Here is a 15,190-nt window from a genome sequence, read left to right on the forward strand (position 1 = left end):
ACCTGTAACGAGAATTCCTTAACGAAATCGCCCACGGCATTCATATTTTCGCCCGTGGGTGGCGATGTCGGGGCGGGGCGGCGCGCAAAGCCAGGTGGCCGGGCGCCGCCCCGGACCGTCTTACCAGATCCGCGCGCGGTCCTCGGGCGCGATATACATGGCGTCGTCGGGCGTGATGCCGAAGGCGTCGTACCAGGCATCGACATTGCGCAGCGGCGCGATCGTCCGATAGCGCGCGGGACTGTGCGGATCGGTGGCGACCTGATTGCGCAGGCTGTCTTCGCGCGCCTTGGCCCGCCACACCTGTGCATAGGCGAGGAAGAAGCGCTGGTCGCCGGTCAGCCCGTCGATCACCGGTGCCTCCTTGCCATTCAGCGATTTCTTGTAGGCATCATAGGCCACCAGCACGCCGGCGAGGTCGGCGATGTTCTCGCCCATGGTCAGATCGGGGTTGATGAAGCTGCCCGGGACCACTTCGAATTTCGCATACTGGTCGCCGAACTTCTTCGCCTCGGCCTCGAAGCGCGCCGCATCGCCGGGGGTCCACCAGTCCCTGATTGCGCCGGTCGCGTCGATCTTGCGGCCCTGGTCGTCGAAGCCGTGGCTGATCTCGTGGCCGATGACCACGCCGATCGCGCCATAGTTCACTGCGGGATCGGCCCAGGGATCGAAGAACGGCGGCTGGAGGATGCCGGCCGGGAAGACCATCTTGTTTTCTAGCCCGCCGTTATAGGCGTTCACCGTCTGCGGGTTCATGCCCCATTTCTTGCGGTCGACCGGCTTGCCGAGATCGCTCATCCCGTAATCGGCGTTGAACTGGGTCGCGGCGACCATGTTGCCGTAGAGGTCGTCGGACGACATCGGCAGCTGCGAATAATCGCGGAACTTTTCGGGATAGCCGACCATCACGTCCATCCGCGCGAGCTTTTCGAGCGCGGCTTCCTTGGTCTCGGGGCTCATCCAGTCGTTGCCCCGGATGCGGTCGGCCATGGCGAGCTTCAGATTGGCGACCAGCTCGTCCATCCGCGTCTTGGCGATCTTGGGGAAATATTCGGCGACATAGGTCTCGCCGACCAGCTCGCCGAGCGATCCGTCGATCGTGTCGACCGCGCGCTTCCAGCGGGCACGCTGTTCGCTCGTGCCGTTGAGTGCGCTGGTATATTTGAACCGGCTGTCGACCATCTTCTTGTTGAGATAGGGCGAGGCCTGGTGCGCGATGCGGGCCTTTTCCCACAGCTTGAGCGTGTCGAGATCGGTGCTCGCGAACAGCGCGGCAATGCCCCGGATCGCGGTATTGTCGGTCACGATGATGCGGTCCTGCGGCGGGATGTTGTGGCCTTCGAAGAAGGCATCCCAGTCCACGCCCGGCGCATAGGCGGCCAGTTCGGCGGCCGACATCGGATTGTTGATCTTGTCGATGTCGCGGGTCAGCTCGACGTCCCAGTTGAGCTCGGCGACATAGGTTTCGAAGGTCATCACGCGGCTCGCCGCCTCGCGCGGGTTCTTCACGCCGATATTGCGGAAGGTGCGCTCGAGATAGTCCATATAGGCCTTGCGCTGCGGCGCAAATTTCTCGGCGAAGTAATAGTCCTTCTCGGGCAAGCCGAGGCCGCTCGAGAACATCCACAGCGCGTTCATCGTCGGATCGTCGGGATCGGCATAGGGGCCGGCGCCGAACAGCGTGCCGCCAAACTTGCCATAGGTCGATCCCATGAAGCGGGCGAATTCGCGTTTGTCGGACAGCGCGTCGACCGCTGCCAGATCGCGCATCAGCGGCTTGATCCCGGCGCGTTCGATGGCCTTCTGGTCCATGAAGCTGGCGTAGAGCGCGCCGTATTGCGTGCCTGCGGGCGCTTTGGTGATGAGGTCGTTGACCTGCTCGGTCACGTCCTCGCGCAAATTGTAGAACGACCCCACCGAAGGGCGGTCGCCGGGGATTTCGGTGCGGTCGATCCAGGCGCCGCTGGCATAGCGTTCGAAATCGTCGCCCGGCTTGGCGGACGTGTCGCGCGCGGTCAGGTCGAGGCCATAGTCGCCGATCTTGGCCTGGCCGGTGACGACGATGGTGTTCTCGCCGTTCGAAGCGGCGGTGGCGTCTTCTCCCTGCGCGTAGGCGGGTACGGAAAGGGCGAGGCCCAGCGCCAGCGCCGAAACGGCAGCGCGGGTTGTGAAGTGATTGAGTTTGGACACGGCAGTTCCCCCGAGTGTGATTCGTGCGGTGTGGTTAGGCGCAAGAAGCCGGGAGAGGGAAGGGCGTTAGACGAACTGCTGATCTGCGTCTGCGGAAGCGAGTCAGCGACGACATGTGGCCACCGACCGTGACGTACGTCACATCGGCGCCAAACCAAAAACCCTAGAAAGCGGAAGGAAATTCATTTCGTGAGGGTTTTACAATGCGCAGTTCGACAATCGCGATATTGTTGCTTACGTCTCTGTCGACGCCGGTCGTCGCACAGGATGCGGCCAACGACGCGGCATTAACTGCACTGAAGCAGGCCGAAACGGCACGCCAGAAGGCATTGGCATCGCTGGCAAAAGCGGACGACGCGCTGCGGGAAGCACGGCAACTCGTCGCAAGCAAAACGGGCGATGTAGCGATCACCCCACTGGCTATGGATGAAGTTGTCGAACAAGCGTTGTGCCTTGGAGACAGTTGTCCATCGAAGCACGGCCTGTCCGATCTCGCGCAAGGCCAGCTCGGGATTAGCCGGCTGGCAGACCACCGCAATACCAGCGAGCTGGCCTTTCACCTGCAGGGCGGAAAGGAAGGCAATTATGCCAGCGTAGGGCCGGTCTTTGTCCGTCGTGCCATCCGATCCGCAGGGACTGGCGAATACCGAGCTCGGATCGATCGCATCGGCATCAAGGGCTTTGCAAGCATTGCCGATGATGATTCCATAACCTTGGGAAGCTGGTCGGCAAGCGATGGCGTGTCGGGCAACTCCGACATGGCGATCGGATTTGACTGGCGTCGTAGCTGGACGGCGGAACGTCCGTTCGAAGCAGCGAAGAAACGCCTGGTCGATATGCTCACCAAGATCGGCCAGGACTGCGCAAAGGAATTGAACCGGCCTTATGCCGATACGCTGTTTGCGGATGCAAAATGTCGCGAGTGGGTGGCCGCAGACGCGGACAGACAGTCCAAATATTATAGCGACTATGTTCTCCCGTTGTGGGGCTTCGACAAGGACGGCGCCGCGCTTTCGCCCGAGTTCTACGTCGGGGCCAAGGGGAAGTTTGGATTTCTCAGGGAAACATTTTTCGCGTTAGAGGACCCTGCGAACACCGGCGTCAAGTTATTGTCCGATCTACCGGTGGATCTGTCCAAAGACGCGAAGACGACCCGCAACTTCAACCCGATCGAGGTGACGCTGTATGGCGGCCACGCTCTGGCAATGGCCGACTATGGCAAGGATGCGAACAAGGTGTGGGAAGTCGGTATAGCTGCATCGATCGGCTGGCAGCGCGCCGTACGCTATCCCGACGGGAAAGAAGACGTGTCGATTTGCTACGAGGATGTTGCCGCTGGCAGTCCGACGTTCGGATTCTCGAAATGCGACGAGATCAATATCGCGGCGCCTTACCAGACGGACGGCCTCGTGTTCGGAACCGGATTCAATTTCCGTCCTCCCCGAACCTGGATCGGCAGACCCTACGTCGGCGCGTTCGTCTCTTACGACACGGCTGTTGACCAGTGGACCGCATCGGTGCCCGTAGCCTTTGCTGTGGACAAAGAGGGTAAGCTGAAGGCCGGGTTGAAATTCAGCTACAGCTCCAGCGGGGAAACTTATTTCGGCGAGAAAATTCCCGCCAAGGGAAATATCGGCGTGTTCCTTGAACACGATCTGACGTTCCCGTTCGTGCCGTAGTCGGAGGCTGCCTTTCCAAAGCGCGGGCTGGCCCGCCACGGATCGGTCTTGCACCTGTAATATTGGATAATGGCGCGCAAGTTCCATATTGCTGGAACTCGCGCGCTATAGCCGCGCGGGATCATCGATGTCCGGCTGGGGAACCGCCGTCTGTCGCTCTTGACACTTTTGAACACAACGGGAACAGAACGGCACATGGCCCTCACCACCATCTCCGTCCGCGGCGCGCGCGAACACAACCTCAAGGGCGTCGATATCGACCTGCCGCGCGACAGCCTGATCGTCATCACCGGGCTCTCGGGGTCGGGCAAGTCGAGCCTGGCGTTCGACACCATCTATGCCGAGGGCCAGCGGCGCTACGTGGAGAGCCTGAGCGCCTATGCGCGGCAGTTCCTCGAGATGATGCAGAAGCCCGATGTCGAGCATATCGACGGGCTCAGCCCCGCGATCTCGATCGAGCAGAAGACCACCAGTCGCAATCCGCGCTCGACCGTGGCGACGGTGACCGAGATCTACGACTACATGCGCCTGCTGTGGGCGCGGGTGGGTGTGCCCTATTCGCCTGCCACCGGCCTGCCGATCGAGGCGCAGACCGTCTCGAACATGGTCGACCGCGTGATGGCGCTGCCCGAGGGCACGCGGCTCTATCTGCTCGCGCCGGTGGTGCGCGGTCGCAAGGGCGAATATCGCAAGGAGCTCGCCGAATGGCAGAAGGCCGGCTTCACCCGCGTGCGCATCGATGGCGAAATGTACCCGATCGAGGAAGCGCCCGCGCTCGACAAGAAGTTCAAGCACGACATCGAGGTGGTGGTCGATCGCCTCGCGGTGAAGGAAGGGATCGAGACGCGCCTCGCCGACAGTTTCGAGACCGCGCTCAAGCTCGCCGAGGGGCTGGCCTATGTCGACCTTGCGGACGGCGTGGTGCCAGGGCGCGAGGACGAGGCTGAGGGTGGCGGCGCGATGAAGGGCGCGGGGCTGCCCGCCAACCGCATCGTGTTCTCCGAGAAGTTCTCCTGCCCGGTCTCCGGCTTCACCATCGAGGAGGTCGAACCGCGGCTGTTCTCGTTCAACGCGCCGCAGGGGGCCTGCCCGACCTGTGACGGTATCGGCGAAAAGCAGCTGTTCGACCCGCAGCTGGTCGTGCCCAACGAGGCGCTCAGCCTCAAGAAGGGCGCGGTGGTGCCCTGGGCGAAGAGCAATCCGCCAAGCCCCTACTACATGCAGGTGCTCGCCAGCCTCGCGGCCGAATACGAGTTCAGCCTCGAGACGCCGTGGGAGGAATTCGACCGCGAGATCCGCGACATCATCCTCTACGGGACGAAGGGCCGCGCGATCCCGTTGACCTTCAAGGACGGGCGCAAGAGCTACACGGTCGGGAAGCCCTTCGAGGGGGTGATCGGCAATCTCAACCGCCGCATGCTGCAGACCGAGAGCGCGTGGATGCGCGAGGAGCTGTCGAAGTTCCAGACCGCGCAGCCGTGCGAGACCTGCCATGGCAAGCGCCTCAACGAGAAGGCGCTGGCGGTGAAGATCGCGGGCACCGACATCGCCGAGCCGACCAAGATGAGCGTCGCCGATGCCAAGGCCTGGTTCCTCGGCCTGCCCGAAAAGCTCACCGACACGCAGCGCCAGATCGCCACCGCCATCCTCAAGGAAATCAACGAGCGGCTGGGCTTCCTCGACAATGTCGGGCTCGACTACCTCAACCTCGACCGGACTTCAGGTACGCTGTCGGGCGGCGAGAGCCAGCGCATCCGCCTCGCCAGCCAGATCGGCTCGGGCCTCTCGGGCGTGCTCTACGTGCTCGACGAGCCGAGCATCGGCCTCCACCAGCGCGACAACGACCGGCTGCTCGAAACATTGAAGCGCCTGCGCGATCTCGGCAATACGGTGATCGTGGTCGAGCATGACGAGGACGCCATCCGCGCCGCCGACCATGTGGTCGATCTCGGCCCCGGCGCGGGCGTGCATGGCGGCGAGGTGGTCGCGCAGGGCACGCTCAAGCAGGTGCTCAAGAGCAAGAAATCGCTCACCGCCGATTACCTCACCGGCCGCCGCGAGATTGCCGTCCCGACCGAGCGCCGCACCGGCAACGGGCACCAGCTCACCGTCCATGGCGCGCGCGCGAACAACCTCAACAACGTCACCGCCTCGATCCCGCTCGGCACCTTTACCTGCATCACCGGCGTCTCGGGCTCGGGCAAGTCCTCCTTCACCATCGACACGCTCTACGCCTCCGCCGCGCGCCAATTGAACGGCGCACGCGTGGTCGCGGGCGCGCACGACAAGGTCACCGGGCTCGACTATTGCGACAAGGTGATCGAGATCGACCAGTCGCCCATCGGCCGCACCCCGCGCTCCAACCCGGCGACCTATACCGGCGCCTTCACGCAGATCCGCGACTGGTTCGCCGGCCTGCCCGAAGCGCAGGCGCGCGGCTACAAGCCCGGCCGCTTCAGCTTCAACGTCAAGGGCGGCCGCTGCGAGGCGTGCCAGGGCGACGGGCTGATCAAGATCGAGATGCACTTCCTGCCCGACGTCTACGTCACCTGCGAGGAATGCGGCGGCAAGCGCTACAACCGAGAAACGCTCGAGGTGAAGTTCAAGGGCCACTCGATCGCCGACGTGCTCGACATGACGGTGGAGGACGCGGAAACCTTCTTCAAGGCCGTCCCCCCGATCCGCGACAAGATGCATATGCTCAACGAGGTCGGGCTGGGCTACGTCAAGGTCGGCCAGCAGGCGACCACGCTGTCAGGCGGCGAGGCGCAGCGGGTGAAGCTGGCCAAGGAACTGTCCAAGCGCAGCACCGGGCAGACGCTCTACATTCTCGACGAGCCCACCACGGGGCTGCATTTCGAGGATGTCCGCAAACTCCTCGAAGTGCTCCACCGGCTGGTGGACCAGGGGAATTCGGTGGTGGTGATCGAGCACAATTTGGATGTCATCAAGACCGCGGATCACATTCTCGACCTGGGTCCGGGTGGCGGTGTTCGGGGCGGGGAGGTCGTTGCGCAAGGCACGCCGGAGGAGGTTGCTGCGGTCGACGAGAGTTATACGGGGCAGTATCTCAAGCCGATGCTGGAGCGGCAGCGGGAGGCGGCGGAGTAGGTCGATGGTTGGAAAGAAGAGATTTCCAAGTTTCTATTTTCGGGACCGTCATCAATTTGCAGAGTATCTTGACGCTTCTTCTGATGATGACGTGGCTGCGACTATTTATACTTCTCAAATTGGCCGAGTTTTCACAGCTTTGGCTCTCGTCGAGGACACTTTCGTCTCGGCACTTTGGATGTGTGAGAATGTCAAATTAGATGGGAAGAAGAAGCAGCTTCCACGCGTTCGGGAATTTGACAAGCGCAAGGGGATCTTGAAGGATCAAACTTTCGGGAATTTGATAAGCGTTCTGAAATCAAACGGGGTATCAAAAGAAGCCATTTCATACTTTGAGTTTGTCAAACGTATGAGAGATCGTTTCGTACACCGTTTTTTTGACGACAACTTATGGCCGGGCGATTTGCCTGCTGAAGGGTTGCTTGAACACTCACGCACTCTGGCAGTGTACGAAATAATATTTAATCGCGCAAATCATAGAATTTGGAAGGTATTGGGCTCTGAGATATTTTACGAAGTCGTTGATTTGGGAGATGATGGACTTCTTATTATGAATGATCTTTCAGACGTCTTCGAAGATGGCGAGCAGCTTAGTGAGTAAGGCAAGAGATAATGTAAGTTCTCAACCGGGTCCAAATTGCCACTAGTTCGTCTGGCAAGGGTGCGAAACTTGCCGAATGAATATACCTTTGCATGCTGGGAATTGAAATGATCTCCGAGTGTTGCCGCATCCGGTCAAGTTCTTCGAAGTAGGCTTGCTCGATAGTTTCGTTCTGGTGGAGAAATGTCGTCGCCCGTCGGAAATTAGCTGCAAGCCCTTGGGCGAGGTCAATATCGGAATTGCGAAGTAGCGACTCAGTCGAAAGCTCAACAAGGATACGGAGAAGAGCAGAGATTGCGTTCGGATGCTGATTCATATCTAGCGTCGATAACTCGTGCCAAACTGCTCGAATGCGCGCTTGATCTGCGCGCCATGGGATTTCAGGTTCATCTGCGGAAATGAGACTCGGGGGCCGGCGACGGACAGGGGGCCGACCTCTTCTTGGAGCACGACGCGGCTTAATTGCTTCAAGAAGTCTTCGATGCGAACCGCAACGTCAACACGACCACCACGGCCGGTCCTCTCGACAAAATTGTGCTTAGCTCTGTCGTCCCAATTCGATTGCCCTACGCCACCTTGTGAACCAGTATGTCGGCGAAATATAATGCTGTCGATCTCATCTCGATCAGGTTCTACCTGACACGTGATATCGGCAGGGAAATCGCCGTCCCAATTATCACGCAATTCTCTGAAGAAAACCTGCAGGTCCTGACTTGGAGCTCGCTCAGGGTGAGCAATCAATTTGAGACATGTCACACGCCGATTTCCATCGAAAACCACAAACCTATTTTCGTGTTGATATACTAGCGGTGGATCGTAGACCTTTCCCTGCTCTCGAATATCCTCAGCAAGTCGTCTCATGTGCGCTTCGCGTAGCCTAAAAAGCTCCGCAATAGCGGCCGTTTCATTCTCCAGTTCGCCGTGTCGGTCGTTGGCGGGATTTACCAATAGATGATCGAGTGGGATGTCTTCGTAGGCCAATATTATCGATCCAACAGATTAAGTAATTTTCGACCAAATCCATCCCGATAGTCAGAAGCGGATTTCGAAAGTTCGTGACGGACATCAAACTCGGTTATACATAGTGGTTTTGGCACGGAGAATTCAAGTTCATAAGCAATCAGACAGTTGACTACGTAGTCATATCCGATGCTGTAATCTTCGTGGTAGTCTACTGCAAAGAGGCCGAAGTGCCGATGCAACAGGGGATCCACGATCTTATACAGGAACTCTAATGAAAGCCTTCGGAAACTACCCGCATCCGGAGCGGAAAAGTGTTGCACGGAGTTTCGGGCACGCCGAACGCGATGGAATAAGTCTAAATCAGGAATTCGCTCACCCGTTGTGACCCACAACAATTCGGGAAGTTTGTCGAACTGATAGGTCTTCGCATTTAGCAAAATTTCAGTGAACTCATAATCTTCCCGTATATGTTTCTCGAGGTGGAATAGGTCTCGGAAAATCAGAAGCGGGTGTTCTTTGGCGATCACCGCTTTGATGATGAGCTCGCCCGCAAATGCCGAACTTGAAATACAAAGATAGTCCCGATGCTCCATTCCTGGATCGGCGAATACAGCTTGAGTGTTCGCCTGTCGCAATGCCCCAAGAGCTGTTGACAAAATTCGGTCCGGTATGGCTGCGAGGTCGGGGTGCATGGTTTTAGAATTGCCAAATCTAGATGAATTTGCAACGCGATGTTCTCTGCTGTCCTACATCAAGTTGTTGATATAACTAACCCGGTTCACTCAAACCACTGAGGTGAACCATGAACGCCGTTTTTTGTTTACGCCCTCAATCGCCGGGCGCGACGCGTCCGCGTCGCTTGGCTTCTTCGCATAAGCTCGGGCGGCTGTGCAGGTGGTCTTTGGCCAGCTGCGTCTGCGACTTCGCTTCCGGCCTTGCCTCGCCTTTGGCTCGGATATTTTCGCCAGCCTCACCGGCAGGAGGCGCGGCATGAGCGACATGGCCTCGCACCCCATCATCCTCCACGCCGACCTCTTTGCCGAGGACGAGCGGGCGCCGCAGACGCAGTTCGTGGCCGAGCGGCAGGTCGCCTTTCTCGAGGCGCTTGCCACCAGCGGCAGCGTGCGCGCGGCGGCGCGGCGGGCGCGGGTGTCGCACCAGACCTGCTACCGCGCGCGGCGCAATTCCGCCGCCTTCGGGCGCGCCTGGGATGCGGCGCTGGTGGTCGCGCGCGGGGCGGCCGAGGCCAAGCTCGCCGATTACGCGATGAACGGGGTGGAGGAGGAAGTGTGGTATCACGGCGACCTCGTCGGCCAGCGCCGGCGCTTTTCCGACCGGCTGCTGCTCGCGCATCTCGGGCGGCTCGACCGGATGCGCGGCGACGCGCGGATCGAGGCGCTGGCGGAGGATTTCGACGGGATGCTCACGCGGATGCGGCGCGGCGAGGCGATCGAGGAGGAGGGCGCGGAGAACGCATGGTTCGCTGCGCAGGCAGGGACCTCCCGCGGTCGAGCGCAGCCTCACGAGGCCCGTGCCTGCGCAGGGGACCGGGAGGGCGCGGGGAGCGTAGACCCCGGGGGCCAGCTTCGCTCCCGACAGGCTCGGGGCGAGCGGGGTGAGAATTCTTCGCCTGGACCGTGTAACACCCGGTCCATGTCTCCGGGCGAGGGGGGCTATGTCGAGCCGGCCTGCGACTGTGTCGGCGCGCGGCAGGGGAGCCATGGCGGGCAGCGCCATTATCGCATGACCGCGCGCGGGCCCGAGCCGGTGTGCAATGTGGCGGGCGAGGGGCCGTGCTGCGACGATCCGTGCTGGCCCGACTGCCGTGATTGCCCGCACTACCCGCCGGTCTCGCGGCAGATCCACGAGATGGCGGAGGCGCGGCCCGAAGAGGCGCCCGCGCTGCACGAGCTGGGCGGCGATCCGGCAGAGGTGGAAGCGTGTCAGTGGGCCGCCTTCGAGGCGGGCGACGAGGACTGGTGGCGCTATGGCGCGGACTGGGTGCTCCACCGCCGCGATGCGCGCGGCGCATGGGTGCCGGGGGAAGCGGAAATGGGACAGGGCGGGTGAGAATGCGGGCGGGTGCGGGCCGGCAGGCCTCGTCGATGGCTCGGCTGGCAAACCGCAGCTTCACCGCGGCCAAGCGCAGTCGATTAGGCCCTTGGTCCGCGCTGTGCTAGAGGCTGCGCATCGCCGGACCGTATTTGGGCCATTCGGCGACTGAGAGAAGCTACGGCACTGCTCCCGCCTTGTGCTGAGGAGCATTCCATGCCGATCTGGCTGATAGTCACCATAACCGTTCTCACCTGCCTCCTGACCGTGGGCCTGATGGCCGAATGGCTGGCGCGCCGCGTCCGCCTCCGCGCGCGCCGGGTGGCGGTGTCCGGAGACATGCGGAGAGACGAGCTGCCGCCGGGCGGCGCCATGCCGGGCGACTGATCGGCGGCTGCGCTGCGGGCCAAGTCGGGTCGCGGATCAAGGTGCGGGTAACCCTGTTGCTTAACCGAATGGCGAGCGGCGGTGCGCTTTACCTCGCCGCGAGGAGAGCCTGTATGTCGAAGCTCGAGCATGTCACGATTGCCGCCCCGCTCGCGGATGCGCCGCCGCCGCCCCTCGGGGTGGACCCGGCGGGCGAGCACGCGCTGCCGTTCGACCGCGCGCTCGACAGGGCGGCGGCCGACATTGCGGGGGGCCTGTTCCCGCCGCACGTCGTCTCGGCGGTGTCGCTCGCGGCGCTGGCCTTCGCGGCGTTCCAGGTCGGGCTCTATCTCGCGGGCTGAGCCGGGCGCGGCCTGAGCCGGGCGCGCGGTTCCCGAATCGCGCGAAAAGGCGTATCCTGCCCGCTCTGCCGAGGCCGCCGCGAAGGGCGCTTCGCCCGGTTCGCTGCGGTCCCCGCGGGAAGAAGGGACTGCAGGATGACACTGACAGGCATGCGATTGCCGCGCCCGGCGCGGGCCGCGGCGCTGTTCGGCGCTCCCGCCATCGCGCTGGCTCTCGCCGGCGCCGCACCGGCCGGGGCGCAGCCGCGCAACGCGGTGGTCGGCGCCAACCTCTATGGCGAAAACGTCGTCGGCAAGGGGGCCGGCGACAAGGCGAGCGGCGACATCAATGCACTGCTCGAGCCGGCTACGGGGCGGATGTGCTACTATCTCGAGGCTTCGGGGGTCGGCGAGATCGTCGGGGCGCATATCCACGAGGGGCGCGAGGGGAGGAACGGGCCGGTGGTGGCGACGCTCGCCATGGCGCCCGACGACGAGCTGTGCGTCACGCTCGATCCCGCGCTCGCCCGCAGGATCGCCGCCGATCCGGAGGACTATTACGTCGACATCCACACCGGCGCGCGCCCCGATGGCGCGCTGCGCGGGCAATTGTCGGACTAGCGGGCGATCACCCCTCGGGCGCGGGAGGCGGCCCCGGGCGCGCGGCATAGGTTGGGTAGGGCGCGCGGCATAGGGCGGCGCGCAGTCGGCCGGCCCGCACCACCGGGCTCCCCCGCGCAGCCGCGATGGCGCGCATGCCGCCCCCTCCGGCGGCGCGCTGTGCGGAGTCAGACGCTGATGAGCCCGTGCTTGAGCCCCTGGACCGCGGCCGAGGCGCGGTCGGTCACGTCGAGCTTGGCGAAGATGCGTTTGATATGCGTGGCGATCGTCGGCCGCTTGTTGCCGAGGATCAGCGCGATCTCCTCGTTGCTCTTGCCGCGCGCTATCCAGTGCAGGATGATGACCTCGCGCGGGGCGAGATGCGGGCGCTCGCCCGCGCCCTGCTCGAGCTGGTCGATCCGCAGGTGCAGCGCTTGCGCGATGCTGTGGTAGACCGGCACGTCGGCATGGTCGACCCGATCCGGGTGGTCGGCCATCGAGATGCCGATCGCTGCGACCTGCAGGCGCGGGCCGAAGGTGGGAAAGACGAAGCCGTCGGTGACCCCGTGCTCGCGCGCTCGCTCGATGAAGAGCTGGTGGTCGGCGTTGACCGGGCGCACGGCGGCGATCTCGCTGAACCGGATCGGGCGGCCGGCGCGCGCGACCAGCGCGGGGAAGGGGTCGATGCGGTTGAGCTCCTCGTCGTAGAGTGCGGTCCAGGCCTCGGGAAAGCCGAAGCTCTCGACATCGGCGCGGCCGGGCTCCTGGCGCGAGGGGCGGACGTAGCTCAGCGCATGGAAGCCCTGGCCACGGAAGAAGGCGCGGGCGATCGCAAAGGCGTCGGCGCGGGTCTCGGCGGCGGCGAGCCGGCGGATCGCTCTGCTGTCGTCCATCGCGGGTGAATCCTTTGTGGAGGCGGGACTCGGAAGGGTGTGATTCGAGTGAATGTCATCCAACAGGATTACAGGCAAGGTCGCAGCCTGCGGTAAGCGGGTACAAACGGGCCAGATGGGTAAAATAACACCGCACAAGCTTGCGGTCGCCCTCTCATTAGTAGTCTATATGGAGGTCATCCACAATGGTGACCTCCAACATGGTGACTGGGGGAAACACCAAGGTCTCGATAGCTATTCCCCTAACAGTTGGGGAAAGGACGGGTTTCTCCGATCTGGTGTAAGACGGAACCAGGGGGTCGTATCGGGATGCAAGACACGACATTTATTGTTGTCGACGGAAATTATCGCAATCGTCACGAGTTGACTCTTGCGCTTGGCGATGCGGGCTATGTCGTGCCCGCCGACACGCTCGAGGATCTGGGAGGGCGCTGGCCTGACCACGCCTGGATGCTTGTCCATGACGGGGGGGACCTTCTCGCCACGACGCAGGAAGCGTTGCACGCAGCGGGCAAGTTCTACCCGCTAGTCGCCTATGCTGAGCAGGCGAGCATCGCGCGAGTGATGGACGTGCTGGGCGGCGGCGCGGTGGGCTATCTCGAATGGCCGACCGCCGGCGACGAGCTGCGACGCTGCCTCGCGAACATCATGAGCCGCAAGCGGCAGAGCGCCGCGGCGACGCTCGAACAGGCACAGGCCAAGCAGCGCATCGGCGCGCTCTCGCCGCGCGAGAAGGAGGTCCTGCACGGGGTCTGCGAGGGCTTTTCGAGCAAGGAGGTGGCACGCACCTTGGGGATCAGCCCGCGCACGGTCGAACTCCATCGCGCGAATGTGCTTACCAAGCTCGGCGTGCGCAATCTCGCCGCCGCGGTGCGCCTTTCGGTCGAAGCCGAACTCGCCCCGTCGCCGGTATCGCCCGACGAGCGCGAACTGGCAGCCTGACGTCGCCAGTCGGCGCGTGGTCTAGGTTAGTGGACGGACCGGCGCTCAGCCGGCGAGCAGCGCAAGCTCGACCGGGCCCCGGCCCCGCTGGACAAGGCCGAGCTCTTCGGCGGCAGCACGGCTGACGTCGATGACACGGTTCCCGTGGAAGGGCCCGCGGTCGTTGATCCGCACGGTGACGGTCTTGCCGGTGCGCGGATTGGTCACCTCGACAAGCGAGCCGAAAGGCAGCGTGCGATGCGCCGCAGTCATCGCGTTCATGTCGAAAGGCTCACCGCTCGCCGTGCGGCGGCCGTGGAACCGCCTGCCGTAATAGGAAGCGATCCCGCCTTCGATCGGGGTTGCCGCGGTTGGCAATTCGACCGGTGGTTCGATCGTTGCAAGGTCGACTGCGCGCGCGGCCGGCTGTGGCGCGGGCGGCAGCGCTTCGAAGGCGGCGAAGCTGGCATCGAAATCGGCAGGCTGAGCCTGCGCGGTGTGAACGTGCTCCTTGGGCTGCGCCGCGGTAGCGGGTAGCGCCAGGGCGGCAAGGAAACACAGGCTGCGAAACGCGCGTTTGGCCATGATTTGGACCTCCCGTTCGGATGGGAGGTCTATAGGCGAGAGGGGCGGCGGAGTCCTCGGTCCGGGCGGCGGCGGCCCCATTTCTGCCACAGTTCATCGCGCTTCGGGAACGATCGCGGCGTGGATAACAGCATTTGGGGGGTCTCGGCGCGCATTCCCACAATCGATGGATCGCCCCGATTGCCCCCCGACATTCGTACACGGGGGCGGCGCATGACAAATGGGGCCGGCATCGCTGCCGACCCCACTCTCACCGATGCGTGGTCTTGTCCGAAGACAGGAACTTGGCATCCGATGTTTTCCCTTCCGCTGTGTCCGAAGACACCGCTTCCGGTTCTGTCACCGGCGCTCGCACCGGCATCCGGCTCCACCCTCCAGTCGCCCCGCTCGGGTGCGCCAGGTCCGAAGACCCTCGCTTCCGTCGCAGGCCGGCCTTCGACAGGCGGCGCCGCGATCGAACTTTCCGTTGATGGCCGGAGCCTCGAGCGGCTGCACCGCTGATCGGGTCCGAAGACCGTCTCTGCGATGCCTCCTCGGCAACCGACCGGGTTGGCCCGATCCATGAAAGACGTACTGTGTGTTCCGTCATCGACCCTCTTGCCTTGGACCGAAGCCCTCCGCATGACGGTCTCGAAAACACATGGACAGCATCCTCCATGTCTTTCCGGTGTGGAATTTCTCCTTGATTTCAGGCCGTTAAGCCGTCGATCCGGTGGAAGTTCCTCGCCGTTCCGATGAATTGAAGCTGCGCCTGATCGGCCGATTCGTCCAGCCGACAAGGCCCGACTTTTCCACTTTCCCCCGATTCCTCTGTGGAGTGGGGTGGATAAGTCAACGCTTCATCGCAAAATTCGATCTTGGATCATGCTGCGCGCGCAATATTGCACC

At 62.8% G+C, this 15,190-nt stretch carries 13 protein-coding genes; 8 read left to right on the forward strand and 5 right to left on the reverse strand.

Going from position 1 to position 15,190, the window contains the following annotated elements; all coding sequences use genetic code 11:
• Positions 1-120: 120 nt before the first annotated feature.
• Positions 121-2,190, reverse strand: a complete 2,070-nt coding sequence (locus ACEQZ0_RS13415) for a M13 family metallopeptidase (RefSeq protein WP_370191498.1) — start codon at positions 2,188-2,190, stop codon at positions 121-123.
• A gap of 203 nt (positions 2,191-2,393) precedes the next feature.
• Here ACEQZ0_RS13415 and ACEQZ0_RS13420 point away from each other — a divergent pair, with 203 nt between their 5' ends.
• From ACEQZ0_RS13420 to ACEQZ0_RS13430, 3 genes are all read left to right on the forward strand, one after another.
• Entirely contained in the window at positions 2,394-3,869 is a 1,476-nt protein-coding gene (locus ACEQZ0_RS13420) for a hypothetical protein (protein ID WP_370191499.1), read from the forward strand.
• A 195-nt stretch (positions 3,870-4,064) separates the two neighbouring features.
• Positions 4,065-6,980 carry an excinuclease ABC subunit UvrA gene (gene uvrA, locus ACEQZ0_RS13425; protein WP_370191500.1) on the forward strand — a complete coding sequence of 972 codons (2,916 nt, stop codon included), beginning with the start codon at positions 4,065-4,067 and terminating at the stop codon, positions 6,978-6,980.
• Between the two features lie 4 nt (positions 6,981-6,984).
• Positions 6,985-7,581 carry a hypothetical protein gene (locus tag ACEQZ0_RS13430; protein ID WP_370191501.1) on the forward strand — a complete coding sequence of 199 codons (597 nt, stop codon included), beginning with the start codon at positions 6,985-6,987 and terminating at the stop codon, positions 7,579-7,581.
• 318 nt (positions 7,582-7,899) lie between these two features.
• On the opposite strand, the gene ACEQZ0_RS13435 is transcribed toward ACEQZ0_RS13430, so the two are convergent.
• Together ACEQZ0_RS13435 and ACEQZ0_RS13440 are read right to left on the reverse strand one after the other, a co-directional pair.
• Positions 7,900-8,562, reverse strand: a complete 663-nt coding sequence (locus ACEQZ0_RS13435) for a ParB N-terminal domain-containing protein (RefSeq protein ID WP_370191502.1) — start codon at positions 8,560-8,562, stop codon at positions 7,900-7,902.
• Positions 8,563-8,564: 2 nt separating this feature from the next.
• Positions 8,565-9,236 carry a hypothetical protein gene (locus ACEQZ0_RS13440; RefSeq protein ID WP_370191503.1) on the reverse strand — a complete coding sequence of 224 codons (672 nt, stop codon included), beginning with the start codon at positions 9,234-9,236 and terminating at the stop codon, positions 8,565-8,567.
• A gap of 298 nt (positions 9,237-9,534) precedes the next feature.
• Between ACEQZ0_RS13440 and ACEQZ0_RS13445 the strand changes: the two genes are divergently transcribed.
• The 4 genes from ACEQZ0_RS13445 (at position 9,535) to ACEQZ0_RS13460 (ending at position 11,924) form a co-directional block, all read left to right on the forward strand.
• Positions 9,535-10,614, forward strand: a complete 1,080-nt coding sequence (locus ACEQZ0_RS13445) for a hypothetical protein (protein WP_370191504.1) — start codon at positions 9,535-9,537, stop codon at positions 10,612-10,614.
• A gap of 198 nt (positions 10,615-10,812) precedes the next feature.
• On the forward strand, positions 10,813-10,983 hold the full coding sequence (locus ACEQZ0_RS13450) for a hypothetical protein (protein ID WP_370191506.1): 171 nt from the start codon (positions 10,813-10,815) through the stop codon (positions 10,981-10,983).
• 113 nt (positions 10,984-11,096) lie between these two features.
• Positions 11,097-11,324 carry a hypothetical protein gene (locus tag ACEQZ0_RS13455; RefSeq protein ID WP_370191507.1) on the forward strand — a complete coding sequence of 76 codons (228 nt, stop codon included), beginning with the start codon at positions 11,097-11,099 and terminating at the stop codon, positions 11,322-11,324.
• A 135-nt stretch (positions 11,325-11,459) separates the two neighbouring features.
• Positions 11,460-11,924, forward strand: coding sequence for a CHRD domain-containing protein (locus tag ACEQZ0_RS13460; protein WP_370191508.1), 465 nt, complete (start codon positions 11,460-11,462; stop codon positions 11,922-11,924).
• Between the two features lie 167 nt (positions 11,925-12,091).
• On the opposite strand, the gene ACEQZ0_RS13465 is transcribed toward ACEQZ0_RS13460, so the two are convergent.
• Positions 12,092-12,796, reverse strand: a complete 705-nt coding sequence (locus tag ACEQZ0_RS13465) for an autoinducer binding domain-containing protein (protein WP_370191510.1) — start codon at positions 12,794-12,796, stop codon at positions 12,092-12,094.
• Positions 12,797-13,105: 309 nt separating this feature from the next.
• On the opposite strand from ACEQZ0_RS13465, the gene ACEQZ0_RS13470 reads away from it, so the two are divergent.
• On the forward strand, positions 13,106-13,738 hold the full coding sequence (locus tag ACEQZ0_RS13470; protein ID WP_370191511.1) for a response regulator transcription factor: 633 nt from the start codon (positions 13,106-13,108) through the stop codon (positions 13,736-13,738).
• 45 nt (positions 13,739-13,783) lie between these two features.
• Here ACEQZ0_RS13470 and ACEQZ0_RS13475 read toward each other — a convergent pair whose 3' ends face one another.
• On the reverse strand, positions 13,784-14,302 hold the full coding sequence (locus ACEQZ0_RS13475) for a septal ring lytic transglycosylase RlpA family protein (protein ID WP_370191513.1): 519 nt from the start codon (positions 14,300-14,302) through the stop codon (positions 13,784-13,786).
• Between the last annotated feature and the right edge of the window lie 888 nt (positions 14,303-15,190).

Source organism: Qipengyuania sp., assembly GCF_964227205.1.
Classification (GTDB): Bacteria; Pseudomonadota; Alphaproteobacteria; order Sphingomonadales; family Sphingomonadaceae; genus Qipengyuania.